The 14,993-nt window shown below is 70.8% G+C and carries 18 protein-coding genes; 12 read left to right on the top strand and 6 right to left on the bottom strand.

Annotation, left to right across the window (positions count from 1 at the left end; translation table 11 throughout):
- Nucleotides 1–62: 62 nt before the first annotated feature.
- Entirely contained in the window at nucleotides 63–887 is an 825-nt protein-coding gene (locus MHO01S_RS06275; protein ID WP_060959005.1) for a sugar phosphate isomerase/epimerase family protein, read from the top strand.
- Nucleotides 884–2,011, top strand: a complete 1,128-nt coding sequence (locus MHO01S_RS06270) for a Gfo/Idh/MocA family protein (RefSeq protein ID WP_060959006.1) — start codon at nucleotides 884–886, stop codon at nucleotides 2,009–2,011. Before MHO01S_RS06275 ends, MHO01S_RS06270 begins: the two co-directional genes overlap by 4 nt.
- Before the next feature lie 21 nt (nucleotides 2,012–2,032).
- On the opposite strand, the gene MHO01S_RS06265 is transcribed toward MHO01S_RS06270, so the two are convergent.
- The 4 genes from MHO01S_RS06265 to MHO01S_RS06250 all read right to left on the bottom strand — a co-directional run bounded on the left by MHO01S_RS06265 (nucleotide 2,033) and on the right by MHO01S_RS06250 (nucleotide 4,823).
- Entirely contained in the window at nucleotides 2,033–2,572 is a 540-nt protein-coding gene (locus tag MHO01S_RS06265; RefSeq protein ID WP_061782005.1) for a hypothetical protein, read from the bottom strand.
- Nucleotides 2,569–2,976: a DUF4383 domain-containing protein gene (locus MHO01S_RS06260; protein ID WP_060959008.1), complete on the bottom strand. Its 408-nt coding sequence runs from the start codon at nucleotides 2,974–2,976 to the stop codon at nucleotides 2,569–2,571. Before MHO01S_RS06260 ends, MHO01S_RS06265 begins: the two co-directional genes overlap by 4 nt.
- An 85-nt stretch (nucleotides 2,977–3,061) precedes the next feature.
- Nucleotides 3,062–3,844 (bottom strand): alpha/beta fold hydrolase, encoded by a 783-nt coding sequence (locus MHO01S_RS06255; RefSeq protein ID WP_061782004.1) that lies wholly within the window; start codon nucleotides 3,842–3,844, stop codon nucleotides 3,062–3,064.
- Between the two features lie 61 nt (nucleotides 3,845–3,905).
- Complete coding sequence (locus tag MHO01S_RS06250; protein ID WP_061782003.1) at nucleotides 3,906–4,823, bottom strand: ROK family protein; 918 nt, start codon at nucleotides 4,821–4,823, stop codon at nucleotides 3,906–3,908.
- A 161-nt stretch (nucleotides 4,824–4,984) separates the two neighbouring features.
- Here MHO01S_RS06250 and MHO01S_RS06245 point away from each other — a divergent pair, with 161 nt between their 5' ends.
- From MHO01S_RS06245 to MHO01S_RS06230, 4 genes are all read left to right on the top strand, one after another.
- A complete protein-coding gene (locus MHO01S_RS06245; protein WP_060959011.1) occupies nucleotides 4,985–6,091 on the top strand; it encodes a fatty acid desaturase family protein in 1,107 nt (368 codons plus the stop codon).
- A 138-nt stretch (nucleotides 6,092–6,229) separates the two neighbouring features.
- A complete protein-coding gene (locus tag MHO01S_RS06240; protein ID WP_060959012.1) occupies nucleotides 6,230–6,505 on the top strand; it encodes a hypothetical protein in 276 nt (91 codons plus the stop codon).
- 40 nt (nucleotides 6,506–6,545) lie between these two features.
- Nucleotides 6,546–6,872: a DUF7882 family protein gene (locus MHO01S_RS06235; RefSeq protein ID WP_060959013.1), complete on the top strand. Its 327-nt coding sequence runs from the start codon at nucleotides 6,546–6,548 to the stop codon at nucleotides 6,870–6,872.
- A gap of 92 nt (nucleotides 6,873–6,964) precedes the next feature.
- The gene (locus MHO01S_RS06230; protein WP_223849505.1) at nucleotides 6,965–7,261 is read left to right on the top strand and encodes a hypothetical protein; all 297 of its coding nucleotides are present in this window, start codon (nucleotides 6,965–6,967) and stop codon (nucleotides 7,259–7,261) included.
- Between the two features lie 6 nt (nucleotides 7,262–7,267).
- On the opposite strand, the gene MHO01S_RS06225 is transcribed toward MHO01S_RS06230, so the two are convergent.
- Together MHO01S_RS06225 and MHO01S_RS06220 are read right to left on the bottom strand one after the other, a co-directional pair.
- The gene (locus MHO01S_RS06225) at nucleotides 7,268–7,630 is read right to left on the bottom strand and encodes a DUF7882 family protein (RefSeq protein WP_060959014.1); all 363 of its coding nucleotides are present in this window, start codon (nucleotides 7,628–7,630) and stop codon (nucleotides 7,268–7,270) included.
- Nucleotides 7,631–7,654: 24 nt separating this feature from the next.
- Entirely contained in the window at nucleotides 7,655–8,458 is an 804-nt protein-coding gene (locus MHO01S_RS06220) for a DeoR/GlpR family DNA-binding transcription regulator (RefSeq protein WP_061782002.1), read from the bottom strand.
- Between the two features lie 179 nt (nucleotides 8,459–8,637).
- On the opposite strand from MHO01S_RS06220, the gene MHO01S_RS06215 reads away from it, so the two are divergent.
- The 6 genes from MHO01S_RS06215 to MHO01S_RS06190 all read left to right on the top strand — a co-directional run bounded on the left by MHO01S_RS06215 (nucleotide 8,638) and on the right by MHO01S_RS06190 (nucleotide 14,988).
- The gene (locus tag MHO01S_RS06215) at nucleotides 8,638–9,939 is read left to right on the top strand and encodes an ABC transporter substrate-binding protein (RefSeq protein ID WP_060959016.1); all 1,302 of its coding nucleotides are present in this window, start codon (nucleotides 8,638–8,640) and stop codon (nucleotides 9,937–9,939) included.
- Nucleotides 9,940–10,072: 133 nt separating this feature from the next.
- Nucleotides 10,073–10,978 carry a carbohydrate ABC transporter permease gene (locus tag MHO01S_RS06210; protein WP_223848828.1) on the top strand — a complete coding sequence of 302 codons (906 nt, stop codon included), beginning with the start codon at nucleotides 10,073–10,075 and terminating at the stop codon, nucleotides 10,976–10,978.
- A 7-nt stretch (nucleotides 10,979–10,985) separates the two neighbouring features.
- Nucleotides 10,986–11,825, top strand: a complete 840-nt coding sequence (locus MHO01S_RS06205; RefSeq protein ID WP_223848829.1) for a carbohydrate ABC transporter permease — start codon at nucleotides 10,986–10,988, stop codon at nucleotides 11,823–11,825.
- Between the two features lie 55 nt (nucleotides 11,826–11,880).
- The gene (locus tag MHO01S_RS06200) at nucleotides 11,881–12,747 is read left to right on the top strand and encodes a ketose-bisphosphate aldolase (RefSeq protein WP_060959019.1); all 867 of its coding nucleotides are present in this window, start codon (nucleotides 11,881–11,883) and stop codon (nucleotides 12,745–12,747) included.
- Between the two features lie 28 nt (nucleotides 12,748–12,775).
- Nucleotides 12,776–13,981, top strand: a complete 1,206-nt coding sequence (locus MHO01S_RS06195; protein WP_060959020.1) for an ADP-dependent glucokinase/phosphofructokinase — start codon at nucleotides 12,776–12,778, stop codon at nucleotides 13,979–13,981.
- Nucleotides 13,982–13,992: 11 nt separating this feature from the next.
- Complete coding sequence (locus MHO01S_RS06190) at nucleotides 13,993–14,988, top strand: class I mannose-6-phosphate isomerase (RefSeq protein WP_061782001.1); 996 nt, start codon at nucleotides 13,993–13,995, stop codon at nucleotides 14,986–14,988.
- Nucleotides 14,989–14,993: the final 5 nt, after the last annotated feature.

Raw genomic sequence — 14,993 nt, 5'->3', positions numbered from 1 at the left:
GAACGGACGACGAGCCGGCGACGCCGTACACACGAGACAACGAGGTTCGAAGGACGCACGTCATGACACTGCCCGTCGCTTCCGTCCAGCTCTACACGCTGGCCAAGGAGTTCACCGCCGACATGGGGGGCTCGCTCGACAAGCTCGCCGCGATCGGCCTGCGCAACGTGGAGGCGTTCGACTTCGTCTCCCGTCCGACGCAGATCCGCGCCGCGCTGGATGCCAGCGGCCTCGCATCGCCCACCGGGCACGCGCCGCTGCTGTCCGACACGCTCTGGACCCCGGACGGCGAGATCCCGACCCCCGCCCCCGAGGTGGTGTTCGCCGCCGCCGCCGAGATCGGCATGACCACGGTCATCGACCCGTTCGTCGCCCCCGAGCGGTGGCTGACGGCCGACGGCGTCGCCGACATCGCCGACCGCCTCAACCGCGCCGCCGAGAAGGCCGCCGAGTTCGGCCTGAGCGTCGGCTACCACAACCACGCGCAGGAGTTCGTCGCCTCCTTCGACGGCGCCACCGCCTACGAGCGCTTCGTCGCGCTGACCGACGAGCGCGTGCAGCTCGAGCTCGACCTCTTCTGGGCGCTGACCGGCGGCCAGGACGTGCCGGCTCTCGTCTCCGCGCTGGGCGATCGCCTCGTCGCGGTGCACGTCAAGGACGGTGTCGTCCCGGCATCCAACCCGTGGGCTCCGGGCGCCGGCTCGTTCGGCTCGGACAGCCTCGACCAGCGTCACGCCGGCACCGCCGACGTCCCGCTCGCGGAGGCGCTGACCGCCGGCACCGCGATCCGCTACGCCGTCATCGAGTACGACAAGGCCCCGGGAGACGTGTTCGAGGACATCGCCGCCAGCTACGCCTTCCTCCGCGACGGGGGGTACGTCAAGTGAGCGCCCTGCGCGTCGGTGTCATCGGCACCGGAGTCATCAGCCAGACCTACCTGGAGAACCTGACCTCGTTCCCCGACGTCGAGGTCGTGGCGGTGGGCGACCTGCTGCCCGAGCGCGCCCGGGCGAAGGCCGAGGAGCACGGCGTGCCCAGCTGGGGAACGGGCGAGGACGTGCTGGCCAATCCCGACGTCGACCTCGTGGTCAACCTCACGATCCCGGCGGTGCACGTCGCGGTGTCCCAGGCGGCGGTCGCCGCCGGCAAGCACGTCTGGACCGAGAAGCCGCTGGGCCTGGACCGTGAGAGCACGCGCGAGCTGCTCGCGCAGGCGGATGCCGCCGGCGTGCGCGTCGGCTCGGCGCCCGACACGATCCTCGGGCCCGGCTTCCAGACCGCCAAGCGCGCCATCCGCGACGGTGTCATCGGCACGCCGCTGTTCGTGCAGACGTCGTTCCAGACGCAGGGGCCCGACCTCTGGCATCCCGAGCCCGCGTTCCTGTTCGCCCAGGGGGCCGGCCCGCTCCTGGACATGGGCCCGTACTACTTCTCGGCCCTCGTGAGCCTGCTCGGCCCCGTCGCCGGCGTCACCGCCCGCGGTTCGCGCTGGCAGACGACGCGCCAGATCCACACCGGCCCGCGGGCGGGGGAGAGCTTCCCCGTCGAGGTGCCCTCCACGGTCCAGGTGCTGACCTCGTTCGCCGGCGGCCAGCACGGCACCCACCTGCTGAGCTTCGACTCGGCGCTGGAGCGCCACGGCGTCATCGAGATCCACGGCTCGGAGGGCACCATCGTCCTGCCCGACCCGAACGCTTTCACCGGGCGGACGGCCTACGTCAAGCCGCTCGGGGTCATCCGCGACGGCATGCGCTTCGAGCAGGAGTGGATCGAGGTCGAGGAGCAGGGCACCGTGGTCGGCCGCGGACTGGGCGTGCTCGACATGGCCCGCGCCATCGCGGACGGCCGTCCGCACGTCGCGACCGGAGAGCTCGGCTACCACGTGCTGGACGTCATGCTCTCGGCGCAGGAGTCCGCCGGCACCGGGCAGACGCTCACGATCGACAGCACCGTGGCCGACGTCCCGCTGCTGCCGGACGGATTCGACCCCTTCGCGCGCACGCTCTCCTGACCGTCCCGCGCCGCCCCGCCGTCAGTGGCCGGCGTGCGGGTCGACCACGATGACGGTGCCGTCGGTGCGCAGCAGCGCCGCGTCCTGCACGGCGCCCAGCGCCGGGGTGGTCACCACCGCCACGATCGCCGCGGCGAGCAGCAGCGGCACCGTGCGGATGGCACCGGGCGCGGACGGGCCGCGGCGCGCGGCGGCGATGGTCATGACGGCCACCAGAAGTAGGAGCACGATCGCGACGGCGGCGGCCAGCACGCTCGCGCGGCCTCCGGTCGCGGCGAGGAGCGCGGCGACGCCGATGACAGTGACGAGCGTCGACGCCGCCGCGGTTCGGGGGATCGGCAGACGTCCGGCAGCCAGCGCCGCGGCGCCCCAGGCGAGCCAGGCCGCGCCGGCGGTCGCGAGGACGATACCGATCCCCCGACCCCAGACGGACGAGGAGGCGGCGGTGACGGCCGCCGCCCCCATGCCGATCGAGATGAGTCCCGCCCCCCACGCGAGCGGGACGATCCAGGCGCGCAGAGCGGCTCCCGGGGCGGCCGCGGCGTGGGAGGGCGCGCTCATGCCGTGACCGACCGTGCGCCGCGCTCCGCGCCGAGGCCCACGCCCAGCAGCACGATCGCGCTGCCGAGGTGCAGGAAGTGGTCGGGCACGTTGAGCGCCAGGATGTTCGCGGACGTGCCGACCAGGAAGAAGCCGACCACGCCGAGCAGCAGGTAGGCCGCGCCGATCGTGGCGTTGACGGTCTTGGCGGCACGCACACCGCTGAGGCCGGCGATCACGAGCGCGGCACCGATCAGAAGGTGGGCGATGTTGTGCAGCGGGTTGACGGCGAAGATGCCGAGCAGCAGCCCGCCGTCGGTGGCGAGGAACCCCACGCCGCCGGTGACGGCGAAGCCGAGGGCTCCGACGACGAGGTAGACGGCGCCGAAGACGACGGCGACGAGGCGGTTCGGTGACGAGCTCATGACTGACCTCCTGTTCAGGTCGCGACGGGTGTCGTGACGGAGGTTGTTCGGGGCTCGCGGGGAAACGGATTGCCCGGGTGCGCCGTCAGGCCCAGCGTTCGGCGACGATCGTCGTCGCGGCGGCGGGGTCGAGGCGGTGACCGACCGACTCGGGCACGATGAGAAGCTCCGCGGCCGGCATGGCCGCGGACAGGCGCTGCGCCGCGGCCGACAGCATCGGGAACGTCTGCTGCCCGCAGAGGATCGTGACCGGGACGGCGACCGACAGCATCCCCTCGTCCGGGGTCGACAGCTCACGGGTGAGCGCGGCGTCGTAGACCGTGGACTGCGCGAGCGGAACGATCTGCGCGAACATCGGGGTCGCGCGGAACTGCGCGATCATCGCCTCGGGCAGGCCGACCGCCTCCCGCTGGAACAGCACGACGGCCTCCTCCTCGTCGCCGGCGTCGACCAGGGCCTGGATGCGGTCCGCGAGGTCGACGGCCGGCTCGTGGACGCCGAAGTGGAACGGCGGCTCCGAGAGGAACAGCCGACGGATCCCGCCGCCCGAGGGGAGCGAGGCCGTGTACAGCGCCAGCACGGCGCCGGACGAATGACCGAGGACCGCGGCCGCGCCGCCGGCGGCCGCGACCACCGCCGCGAGGTCCTCGGTCTCCCGGAGCGGGGCGGAGGGCCGGGTGTCGCCGCTGTCGCCGCGGGCGCGGCGGTCGTACGTCACCGCGCGGAAGCCGGCGCGCGCCAGCGCCTCGGCGAGGGGCGCGGCATCCCGCGCTGTCGACAGGGCGCCGTTGACGATGACGACGGCGGGACCGGTTCCGGTCTCGTGCAGGGCGATGGCGGTGCCGTCGGCCGATGTGATGTGACGCATGAGCAGATGCAAGCACCGGGTGCCGACATCGTCAACACGAGCGGGCCACGCGCCGCCGACGTCAGAGCAGGTCGGCGCGGTGCACGAGCGCCGCCGCGCCGATGAGCGGGGCGTCGCCGCCCAGGCCCGCGCGCACGACGGGCAGTCGCGCGGCGTACCCGTTGATCGCCGAGGCGCGCACGACCTCCTCGATCTGGTGCGGGTAGTCGTCGGCGACGAACGAGAAGCCCCCGCCGACGACCGCCAGCTCCAGGTCGAGCAGCGTCGCGGCGCTCGCCAGGCCGATCCCGACCGCGTGCGCGGAGCGGGCGACGGCCGCCCGGGCGATGCGGTCGCCGTCCCGATACGCGGACGCGAGCTCCTCGCCGGTCGAGCCCGTCCAACCCCGCTCCTGCGCCCACGCGACGGTGTGCGGTCCCGAGGCGCGCTGCTCGAGGGTGGATGCCGCCGGGTCGCCGTCGATGTCGGCGACGAGCATCTGCCCGAGGTGCCCGGCGTTGCCCGACCCTCCGGCGACGAGTCGTCCGTCCGACAGGATGCCGCCGCCGACGCCGGTCGAGACGACGAAGACGATCGCGTTGCGGACGCCCCGGGCGGCGCCCCGCCACGCCTCGGCGAGTGCGATGCAGGTGCCGTCCAGGCGCAGTGTGACGCCGTCGAGCCCGCTCGCCGCGCGCACCGCCTCGACGATGCCGAAGCCGTGGGCAGCGGGGAGATTGATCGGCGCGATGGTGCCGGCGGCCAGATCGATCGGCCCGGCGGCGCCGATCCCCGCGGCGGCGACCTCGCTCCAGCGCGGGTGCGCGCGGCATCCGTCGATCACCTCCGCGAGGCCGCGTGCGAGCACGGTGACATCCGAGGCGGCGCCGGCCCCCGTCGGCGTCCGTCGCCGGGAGCCCTCGACGATCCCGCCGTCGTCGTCGACCAGGGCCGCTTCGATCTTCGTGCCGCCGAGATCGATCGCCAGTGCGAGTGTCATGCCGCGTCCTTGAGGGCTGGGAGCAGGGGATCGGGCCGGAGAGTATGCCCGGAGCCGTATAGACGTAAGCGTAGTGTCGGGACCAGCGATCGGCATCCGCCTTTGGCTTCGCCCAACGGGCATCGCGTGGTGCGATGGACCGCCGATCAACGGAGCCGGACATGGCCACCATCGCCCCCGCATCCACTCTCGGACCGATTCGACAGACCTACGCGACGTCGGAGACGTTCCCGTCGGTGGCTCGGTCGTACACCCAGGTGTCGCAGGTCGTGAAGGAGCTCGGCCTGCTGCGCCGCGCGCCCGTGTTCTACGCGCTCGTCGGCGCGGCGCTCGCGCTGTGCCTCGGCGGGTGCGTCGCGGGCTTCGTGCTCCTGGGGCAGAGCTGGTTCCAGCTGCTGATCGCGGCGGCGCTGGGCATCGTGCTCACCCAGGTCGCGTTCCTCGCCCACGAGGCGGCGCACCGCCAGATCCTCTCCTCCGGCCCGGCCAACGATCGCCTCGCCCGCATCCTCGCCGCCGGCGTCGTCGGCATCAGCTACTCGTGGTGGGACTCCAAGCACTCCCGCCACCACGCGAACCCCAACCGCGTCGGCAAGGACCCGGACATCGAGGTCGACACGATCTCGTTCCTCGTCGAGGACGCCGTGCAGGCGCGCGGCATCCGCCGGTTCATCACGCGTCGCCAGGGCTGGTTCTTCTTCCCGCTGCTGACGCTCGAGGGCCTCAACCTCCACGCCCACGGCATCCGCCACCTCCTGTCGCGCCAGCCGGTCAAGAAGCGCGGACTGGAGTTGGCGCTGATCACGACGCGTCTGGCCGTCGTCATCGTCCCGGTCTTCCTGCTCCTGCCCCTCGGCATGGCGTTCGCCTTCCTCGGCGTGCAGCTCGCGGTGTTCGGCGTGTACATGGGCGCCTCGTTCGCCCCCAACCACAAGGGGATGCCGATCGTCGACGCGAGCGCCCGCCTCGACTTCTTCACGAAGCAGGTGCGCACGTCGCGCAACATCACGGGCGGCTGGTGGGCGACCTGGATGTTCGGCGGTCTGAACCACCAGGTCGAGCACCACCTCTTCCCCAGCATGGCCCGACCGCACCTCTCGAAGGCGCGTGCCGTGGTCCGCGACTACTGCAAGGGCGCCGGCATCCCGTACACGGAGACGAGCGTCTGGCGCTCGTACGCCATCGTCATCGACTACCTCAACCGCGTCGGCCTCGCGGCCCGCGACCCGTTCGACTGCCCGATGGTGGCGGACTACCGCCGCGCGTGAGTGCGCGGGGCGCCGCCGGCGCCGGGGCCTGACAGGGTCGCCGGAGGCTGTCAACCCCCTCGTCGTCGCCCGCCCGGTTCGGTTGACTGTGGACTCCCACCCGACGTTGTTCTGACGATTCCCTGGCGAGGCCGAGCCGTGAAAGACATTCTGATCGAGGGTCACCGCATCCTCACCACCGATGACGTCGCGGACGCGGTGCTGACGTACGCCCAGCGGCTGGTGCAGACCGGGTCGACAGACATCGTGGAGTTCCCCAGCATCGACGACGGATCGCTCAGTGTCTGCCGGATGCTGCTGGGCAGCGGCATCCCCGTGGCGGTGCTCGACGCCACCACCTCGCTGGCGTCCGACGTCGTCGGGGCCGATCGCGCGTGCGCGGAGATCTCCCGCCGCACCGCGGCACTGGCCTGAGCGGCGCGCCGGCGTCGGAAGCTCGCAGTACGGTAGAGCCGTGGGACGGTTCAGTTACGACGGCAGTGTCAAAGCGGAGTTCGACGACCGGGTGCTCGCGCACCTGCAGGTCGTCATCAGTCAGAAGCTGCGGCGCGGCGAGACGTTCACCTTCAGCTGGCGCAACGACACGAGCCTCGGCGACGGGCGCACCGCGATCTGGCTGCACCCGCACGCGTCGCTCGTGTACACGTACCACGGCAGCCGCCAGCCGGCGCTCAACCGCGCGTGGCTCGAGGCGCTGACCCACGCCGCGAACTCCACCGCCGGGCTCCAGATCGTGCCCGAGCCCGAAGGCCCCTACAGCGGCGAGGTCATGACCGGCTGAGCGCCGCACCTCTCACGTCGGCAGGGGCCTGTCAATCCCCTCGTCCGTCGTCTGCGCGACGCGCAGACTGGGGGATGAAGGCGGTGACGGTGATGACGCATCCTGCGCGAATCGACGGCCCCCTCGAACTCATCCCCATCGACGACGATGCGTGGCGACTGTGCGACACGCGTGTGGGCGCCAACGACGCGGAGTTCGTGGTGGCGTACATCGAGCGAGGCGACGACGGCTACGACGCGGTGTGGATGCGGGGTCCGCGGCGCCGCTCGCGCCATCGCCGTCTGGACGAGTGCCTGAGCTGCGGCCACGCCCTCCTGCGGGCGGAGGAGTCGTCGACCGCGAGTCGGCCGATCCCCATCGCGCATTTCCCGCCCGTGCGGGCCACGTGAGGACCCTCAGGCGTCGGCGACCGCGACCGTCTGCGGCGCGTTGTCCTGCGCCTCCTCGTCGGCGGGGGCTTCGATCTGCTCCTCCGTCAGGAGGATGCCGCCGGACGAGCTGGCCGACTGCGCCAGCTCCTCGATCCACGCCCGGTTCAGCTCGGTCGGCTCGGGGTCGTCGAACACGAAGCGCAGCGCGATGGACGGATGCAGCCAGATCGTGCTGCGACCGCCGGGCTCGCCCTCGGGGTGCTGCCAGGAGACGGTGAAACTCTCGCCGCGGCGCAGTTTCGTCGCGACGACGACCTTGAGGTGCGCCAGCACCCGGTCCTCGATGTGGATCGGCGTCGCCGACCCTCCGTAATAGATGGTGCCCACGCTGCGATTGTAGGTCGCGTCGCGTCAGGGTGTCATCACGCTGACACCGGCCTGACCCAGCGCCGCGGCGAGGGCCGGCGCGGGCGGGGCGTCGGTGATCAGGTAGTCGGCGCCGTCGAGGGGCGCGACCTGCGCGAACAGGCGCCGCCCGAGCTTGGAGGAGTCGGCCAGCACCGCGGTGCGGTCGGCGCGGTCGATCATCTCCGCCATCATGGTGGCGTCGCCCAGGTTGCTCGTGGAGTACCCGGACTCGTCGACGGCGCCCACCGCGACCAGCGCGAGGTCGCAGCGGATGTCGAGCTCGCGTCCTCCGGCCGCCATCGTGAACGTGACCGGCCCGGTGGTCGCCTGGGTGATGGTGCGCACCGCGCCGCCGAAGACGTAGAGGTCGCGGAAGGCGGAGGGGGCGATCTCGGCGGGGATCCGCAGGTTGTTGGTCGCGATCGTCAGATCCCGGTGACTGCGCAGGGCGCGGGCGACCGCGAGCGTCGTCGTGCCGGCGTTGAGCATGATGACCGCGCCGTCGTCGACCATCTCCGCCGCCAGTCGGGCGATGCGCTCCTTCTCCTCCACCTGTACGCGCAGGCGCACATCCAGCCCCCGGTCGCGCAGCGCGCCGTCGGTGGCGCTCACGGCGCCGCCGTGGGTGCGGATGAGCGCGCCCTCGCGGTGCAGCTGATCCAGGTCGCGGCGCACCGTGTCGATCGAGACGTCGAAGTGCTCCGACAGCTCGGCGACGGTGACCTGTCCGTGTTCGGCGACGTAGGCCGCCAGGTCGGCCTTGCGCCCGGCGGGGAGGCGTCGGCCGCGGGGGGCTGCTTTGTCCATGTCTCCATCACTAGCACAGGGCACGCCGTTTTCACCTCTCAAATCAGCAAAAGGCGGCAGAAGTCAGCATTGTTTGCGAAGGAGCTCTTGACGAAGCGGCAAAAGACGGCATAATGGTGCTGAAAGACGCATGAATCCGCAGCGGTGCGGATCGCGCACATACTCAAAGAGGAGAAGCGATGTCCAGAGTGGGGCGGGGTCACAGCAGGGCCCTCACAGTCGTCGGCGCGGTCGCCGCGGCGACGACGCTGTTGGCGATGTCGGGCTGCTCGAGCAGCGCATCGCCGTCCGGCAGTTCGGACGCCGGCGGCGACGTCACGATCGAGTTCGCCCAGTGGTGGGAGCCGGAGCTTCCCGACGGGCAGTTCCGCGCGCTGATGGATCAGTTCGAGTCCGAGAACCCCGGCATCAAGGTGAACCTGGTCAGCGGCCCGTACGCCTCGACCAAGGAGCAGCTGTTCGCCGGCGCCGCCTCGGGCACCATGCCCGACGTCGTCGGCCTCGACGGCGCGTGGGTCAACGATTTCGCCTCCAAGGGCGTCATCGCGAACCTCACCGACCTGATGAAGGAGAGCGGCTACGACGACAGCCAGCTCGCGAGCCAGATCAAGGTCGACGGCAGCACCTACATGATCCCGGTCGTCAACTTCGTCTACCCGATGTTCACGAACGACGACCTGCTCGCCAAGGCCGGCGTCACCGCGCCCCCGTCGACGCGCACCGAGTTCGCCGACGCCGCGAAGAAGATCACCGCTCTCGGCGGCGACGTCTCGGGCTGGGTGCTCCCGCTCTCCCTCGAAGCCCCCAACGGCGTGCAGAACGACGTGATGTCCTGGGTCTGGGCGTCGGGCGGCTCGATGCTGAAGGACGGCAAGCCCGACCTGACGAACAAGGACGTCACCTCGGCGATGGACTACATCGACGGCCTCTGGAAGGACGGCGTCATCGCGTCCGGCTCGTTCACGATGAAGGAGCAGGACAAGGTCGAGGAGTTCACGAACGGTCGCGTCGGCATGATGATCGACTCGCTCGCGCACATCAACCTGATCCGCGAGTCGAACCCCGACCTCAAGTTCTCGATCTCCGCCATCCCGGCCGCCGACGGCTACACCGGCGAGCGGGGCATCCCGTACGCCTCCTGGGGCATCGGCGTGGCCGAGAACTCGGCGCACAAGGATGCCGCCTTCAAGCTCGTGTCGTTCCTGATGAGCAAGGACACGAACTCGAAGCTGTCGACCCTGGCGAAGGCCTTCCCCGGCAACACGCAGTCCACGCCGGACTTCTCGGGCAGCGACGAGATCTTCAAGCAGGCCTTCGACATCTACAAGGCGGGCTATCCGGCCAACGAGTTCACGGGCCTGCCCACGGCCGAGGACCTCATGCGCCAGCTCGGACAGCAGCTGCAGACGGCGCTGGACGGGCAGCAGTCCATGGACGATGCGCTCAAGAACGCGCAGACGTCCTGGGAAGCGGCGTTCTAGCGCTTCCCCCTCTGCCGGGTGCCGCATCGCCGATGCGGTGCGGCACCCGTCCACCGCTCGCCACGCCTCAGCCCCCTCAACCGGTCAGAACTAGGAGCCGTGCGGTCTCATGACCCTCAAAACACCCGTCTCGATGGACACCGAAGTCCTGGTGACCGGCGTCGCGCACTCCCGGCGCCGCCGCCAGCTGCGGCGCACGACCGAGTCGTACGCGTTCCTCGCACCCACCCTCGCGCTGCTGCTGGTGCTCATGATCATCCCGATCGTCATGGTCATCGGCTACTCGCTGCAGAGCAACGTCATCCTCAGTAAGAACGGCGAGTTCGTCGGCCTCGAGAACTACCTGACCGTCCTGGGCGACGGCACCTTCTGGAAGGCGACGTCGAACACGGTCGTCTTCACGGTCGTGAGCGTCGCCGCGCACCTGGTCCTCGGACTCGGCTTCGCCCTCATGCTCAACAGCCCGCTCATCGGCGGCGTGCCGCGTGCGATCTTCCGCGGCCTCTACGTCCTGCCGTGGCTGTTCACCGTCGCCGTCATCGCGGTGCTCTGGCGCATGCTCCTCGCGCCCAACGGCGTCGTCAACTTCCTCCTGAACGCCAACATCGAGTGGCTCGCGTCGCCGCAGCTGGCGCTCGGCACCGTGACCTTCATCAACATCTGGGCGGGCTACCCGTTCTTCATGGTGAGCCTGCTCGCCGGGCTCCAGGGCATCCCGAGCGACCTCTACGAAGCCGCAACGGTCGACGGCGCGAGCAGCGTGCAGCGCTTCTGGAACGTCACGCTCCCGCAGCTGCGCCCCATCATCATCAGCCTGCTGCTGCTCGATCTGATCTGGACCTCCCAGCAGTTCGCCCTCATCTGGATGACCACCGGCGGCGGCCCGATCGACGTCACCGAGGTGCTGAGCACCTACACCTACAAGCTGGCCTTCGCGAAGTACGACTTCTCGCTCGCGGCGACCTCCGCCGTGCTCGTCCTGCTCATGTCGATGGTCCTCGCCGTGTTCTACGTGCGGCATCAGAAGGCGAGGGATTGAGATGGCCATGTCCGTGCAGACCCGTCGGCGCACCGCGCGCGCCGGCATCTACCTCGGCCTGCTCCTGGGTGCGGTCTTCGCCGCGGGACCCGTGCTGTGGATGCTGTCGAACTCGTTCAAGTCGAACACCGAGATCTTCGAGCTGCCGCCGCGGCTGATCACCGACACGTTCTCGTTCGACGCGTACGTCGCGATCTTCACCAATCCGGAGACGGTCCGCTTCTTCATCAACAGCTACGTCGTCGCCGGCGCGGTGACGGTGCTGACGCTGCTGGTCGCGATCCAGGCCGCGTACGCGTTCAGCCGCTTCGAGTTCCGCGGCAAGCGCATCCTCAACGTCATCATCGTGAGCGTGCAGGCGGTGCCGCCGATCACGCTGCTCATCCCGTACTTCGGTCTCGTGGTCGGCCTCGGCCTCTACAACACCTACCCGGGCCTGATCCTCACCTACATGGTGTTCACGCTGCCCTACGCGATCATCATGATGACGGGGTACTTCAACACCCTGCCGCGCGAGCTCGACGAAGCCGTGCGCGTGGACGGGGCCGGATCGATGACCGCGCTGTGGCGCGTCCTGGTGCCGATCTCGGTGCCCGGCATCGTCTCGGTCGGCATCTACACGTTCATGATCGCGTGGAACGAGTACCTGTTCGCCCTGACGCTGACCCGCACGATCGACATGCGCACCGTCCCCATCGGCATCCAGCTGCTCATGGGCCAGCACTCGTACGAGTGGAACCAGATCATGGCGATGAGCGTGCTCGGCTCGATCCCCGTGCTGATCCTCTTCCTCTTCTTCCAGCGCTACTTCATCAGCGGGCTGACGGCCGGCTCGGTCAAGAGCTGACCGGACCCGCCCGCACAGGCGTCCACAACCACCCCCACCGACAGGAGAATCCACCGTGGTGCTGTACACCGGCAAGTCCATCCTCGACATCGCCAATCAGAACAACTTCGCCATCCCGGCCTTCAACATCAGCGACTGGGCGATGTTCCTCGGCGTCATGGACGTCAGCGAGGAGAAGAACGCGCCCGTCATCATCGCGATCCACCCCGACGAGGTTTCCCACGTGACGACCGACCTCATCGTCGCGATCCGCGAGCGCGCGCACCGCTCGAGCGTGCCGGTCGCGATCCACTGGGACCACGGCGGGACGTACGAGCAGATGATCACCGCCATCCAGGCCGGCTTCACCTCCGTCATGATCGACGCCTCGCTCCTGCCCTTCGAGGAGAACGTGGCGCTCACCCGCAAGGTCGTCGAGGCCGCGCACGCCGTCGGCATCCAGGTTGAGGGCGAGCTCGGCACGATCGGGGCGAACGACAGCTACGGCGAGTCCGGCGCGGCCGAGATCATCTACACCAACGTCGACGACGCGGTGCGCTTCGTCGAGGAGACCGGCGTTGACAGCCTCGCGATCGCGATCGGCACCTCGCATGGCCTGTACCCCGCCGAGAAGAAGCCCGAGCTGCGCCACGACCTGCTCGAGCAGATCAAGGCCGCCGTCAAGATCCCGCTGGTGCTGCACGGCGGCTCGGGAAACCCCGACGCCGAGCTCGCCCGCGCCGTGTCGCTGGGCATCAACAAGATCAACATCTCCAGCGACATCAAGGTCAGCTACCACAACCGCATGCGCGAGATCCTCGGCACCGACGAGCGTCTGCGCGAGCCGAACGCGATCCAGCCCGAGCCGATCGCCGCGCTGAAGGTGACGGCGGCGGAGAAGATCGACCTGTTCGGTGCGACCGGCAAGGCGGATCTGTACTGACCACCCCCGGCGGGAGATCATCGACACCATGAGCGCGCGACTCGTCCTCGGCCTCGGCGGCACCGTCGACTACGAGATCCGGTGGGATGCCGCGGTCATCAGCGCCCTCGCACACCGGCACGGTGTGCGGCGGGCCGAGCTGACCACCACGGCCCCCATCGACGACGAGCGCGCGCTCATCGTCGCGATCCTCGCCCTCTTCGAGCGCGGCGTCGGGGGAGAGCGGTTCGCCGCCTCCTCCGACATCCTCGAGCGCTTCGCGGCGCGGTTCGAGACGTCCGTGACGCTCGGCGGCACGGGGGTGCGGGCGGGGATCGCGCTGGCGAACCTCGGCATCCCCAGCACCCAGCACCTGGTGAGCATCGACGACAACGTGCGTCGTCTCATGCCGCCGATCATCGACTGGGTGTGCTCGGCGACGACCGACACCCTCGACCCGCACCTGATCGTGCAGTATCCGGAGGGCGCGACCGTCGCGCTCGCCGACGGCGAGGTCGTGGCGCCCTCCGCGAACCGCGTCATCGTGGCCAACGACCGTCCGAACCGGGAGATGGCGATCTCCGCGCAGCTGGGCGATCGCCTGCGCACCGCGGACGCCTTCCTCGTGTCGGGCTTCAACACGATGCAGGACGCGGCGCTCCTGGCGTCGCGCCTCGACGACCTCTGGGCCGCGATGCGGCAGCTTCCGTGGGGAGCGCTCGTCTATTACGAGGATGCCGGGTTCTACCGTCGCGACTTCGCCGCGATCGCCCGAGACCGCCTCCTCCCGCGCATCGACGTGTACGGCATGAACGAGGACGAGCTGCAGGAGTACGTCGGCCGCGAGGTCGACCTGCGCGACGGGGCGGACGTGGCGGCCGCGCTCGATGAGGCGCATCGCCTCATCCCGGTGCCGGCGCTCGTGGTCCACACCCGCTTCTGGTCGATCGCCGTCGGACCCGACGCGCCCCGCCATCGCGCCGCCCTCGAGGCGGCCGTGCGGGTCTCGGCCACGCGGTACCGGCTCGGCGACGTCTTCGACGCGGCCGACCTCGAGGTCACGTCGCGCCTGCCGCGGCATCCGGACGGCGTCGGCGTCGTCGCGGCCGTCGGCGCCCACCGCCCGGATGCCGCGGGCGTGGCGGCCGTCGTCGCCGACACCCCGACCCCCACCACCATCGGGCTGGGCGACAGCTTCGTCGGCGGCTTCCTGTCCGTGACCCGCGCGGCCGTCGACGCCGCGACCGCGCACTGAGGGCGACCGCGATGCCGATCCGTCTGTCCGCGAACCGTCCCGCCGCACGCTTCTATCGCGGCGGTGAACGCATCGCGCTCTTCCGCGGGGCGCCGCGGCCGGCCGGAGGCGAGGCGGAGGAACGCGAGCCGGAGGACTGGATCGCCTCGACGACGACCGTCGCGGGCGAGAGCCGCACGGGGCTGACCGTGCTCCCGGACGGCGTGCTGCTGCGCGATGCGGTGGCGGCCGACCCGGTGCGCTGGCTGGGCGCCGCGCACGCGCACCGGTGGGGGAGCGACACGCGGCTGCTCGTGAAGCTCCTCGACGCGGGCCAGCGCCTGCCCGTGCACGCCCATCCCGACGACGCCTTCGCCGCGGCGCACCTGGGCCGTGCCCACGGCAAGGCCGAGGCCTGGTACATCCTCTCCGAGGGGACCGTGCACCTGGGACTGCGCGAAGACGTCGAGCCGGCGCGGCTGGCCGCGCTCGTCGCGCGCCAGGACACCGACGCGCTGCTCGGGCTGCTGCACCGCATCGCGGTGCGTCCGGGCGATGTGGTGTGGGTGCCGCCCGGTGAGCTGCACGCGATCGGCGCGGGCGTCCTCCTGCTCGAACTGCAGCAGCCCGAGGACCTGTCGATCCTGCTGGAGTGGCGCGGGTTCGCGCTGGACGGCGCCGTCGACGGCCACGTCGGCATCGGGTTCGACCGGGCGCTGACCGCCGTCACCCACCGCGCCCGCAGCTCCGCCGAGATGGCCCGTCTCGTCCACCCGGCACCCGCCGAGACCGACGGGTCGGTGTTCCCCGCCGCGGCCGATCCCTTCTTCCGGCTGGAGCGCCACGCGCTCGACGGCGAGCGGGCGCTGGCCGCGGGCTTCGCCGTCGCCGTCGTCAGCGCGGGAGAGCTGCGGCTCGGCGGCCAGGAGGCGCCGGCGGGCACGACCTGGCTGATCGCCGCGGCCGAGGGCGCCGTCACGGCGAGCGGACGCGGCGAGATCCTCGTCGCCCGGCCGCCCGCTCCCTAGTCGAG

Origin of the sequence: Microbacterium hominis NBRC 15708, from assembly GCF_001592125.1 — a bacterium.
In the GTDB taxonomy this organism is placed as follows: domain Bacteria; phylum Actinomycetota; class Actinomycetes; order Actinomycetales; family Microbacteriaceae; genus Microbacterium; species Microbacterium hominis.
Note: the sequence above shows the minus strand (reverse complement) of the source record. Positions and strands in the feature narration are given on the sequence as shown.

Bases quoted from the DNA above. Each gene is read 5' to 3' on its own strand.
- MHO01S_RS06190 (WP_061782001.1), top strand. From the start codon at position 13,993: ATGCCGATCCGTCTGTCCGCGAACCGTCCCGCCGCACGCTTCTATCGC.
- MHO01S_RS06230 (WP_223849505.1), top strand. From the start codon at position 6,965: ATGACGCATCCTGCGCGAATCGACGGCCCCCTCGAACTCATCCCCATC.
- MHO01S_RS06250 (WP_061782003.1), bottom strand. From the start codon at position 4,823: ATGACACTCGCACTGGCGATCGATCTCGGCGGCACGAAGATCGAAGCG.
- MHO01S_RS06210 (WP_223848828.1), top strand. From the start codon at position 10,073: ATGGACACCGAAGTCCTGGTGACCGGCGTCGCGCACTCCCGGCGCCGC.
- MHO01S_RS06265 (WP_061782005.1), bottom strand. From the start codon at position 2,572: ATGAGCGCGCCCTCCCACGCCGCGGCCGCCCCGGGAGCCGCTCTGCGC.
- MHO01S_RS06255 (WP_061782004.1), bottom strand. From the start codon at position 3,844: ATGCGTCACATCACATCGGCCGACGGCACCGCCATCGCCCTGCACGAG.
- MHO01S_RS06205 (WP_223848829.1), top strand. From the start codon at position 10,986: ATGTCCGTGCAGACCCGTCGGCGCACCGCGCGCGCCGGCATCTACCTC.
- MHO01S_RS06245 (WP_060959011.1), top strand. From the start codon at position 4,985: ATGGCCACCATCGCCCCCGCATCCACTCTCGGACCGATTCGACAGACC.
- MHO01S_RS06260 (WP_060959008.1), bottom strand. From the start codon at position 2,976: ATGAGCTCGTCACCGAACCGCCTCGTCGCCGTCGTCTTCGGCGCCGTC.
- MHO01S_RS06195 (WP_060959020.1), top strand. From the start codon at position 12,776: ATGAGCGCGCGACTCGTCCTCGGCCTCGGCGGCACCGTCGACTACGAG.
- MHO01S_RS06215 (WP_060959016.1), top strand. From the start codon at position 8,638: ATGTCCAGAGTGGGGCGGGGTCACAGCAGGGCCCTCACAGTCGTCGGC.
- MHO01S_RS06220 (WP_061782002.1), bottom strand. From the start codon at position 8,458: ATGGACAAAGCAGCCCCCCGCGGCCGACGCCTCCCCGCCGGGCGCAAG.
- MHO01S_RS06275 (WP_060959005.1), top strand. From the start codon at position 63: ATGACACTGCCCGTCGCTTCCGTCCAGCTCTACACGCTGGCCAAGGAG.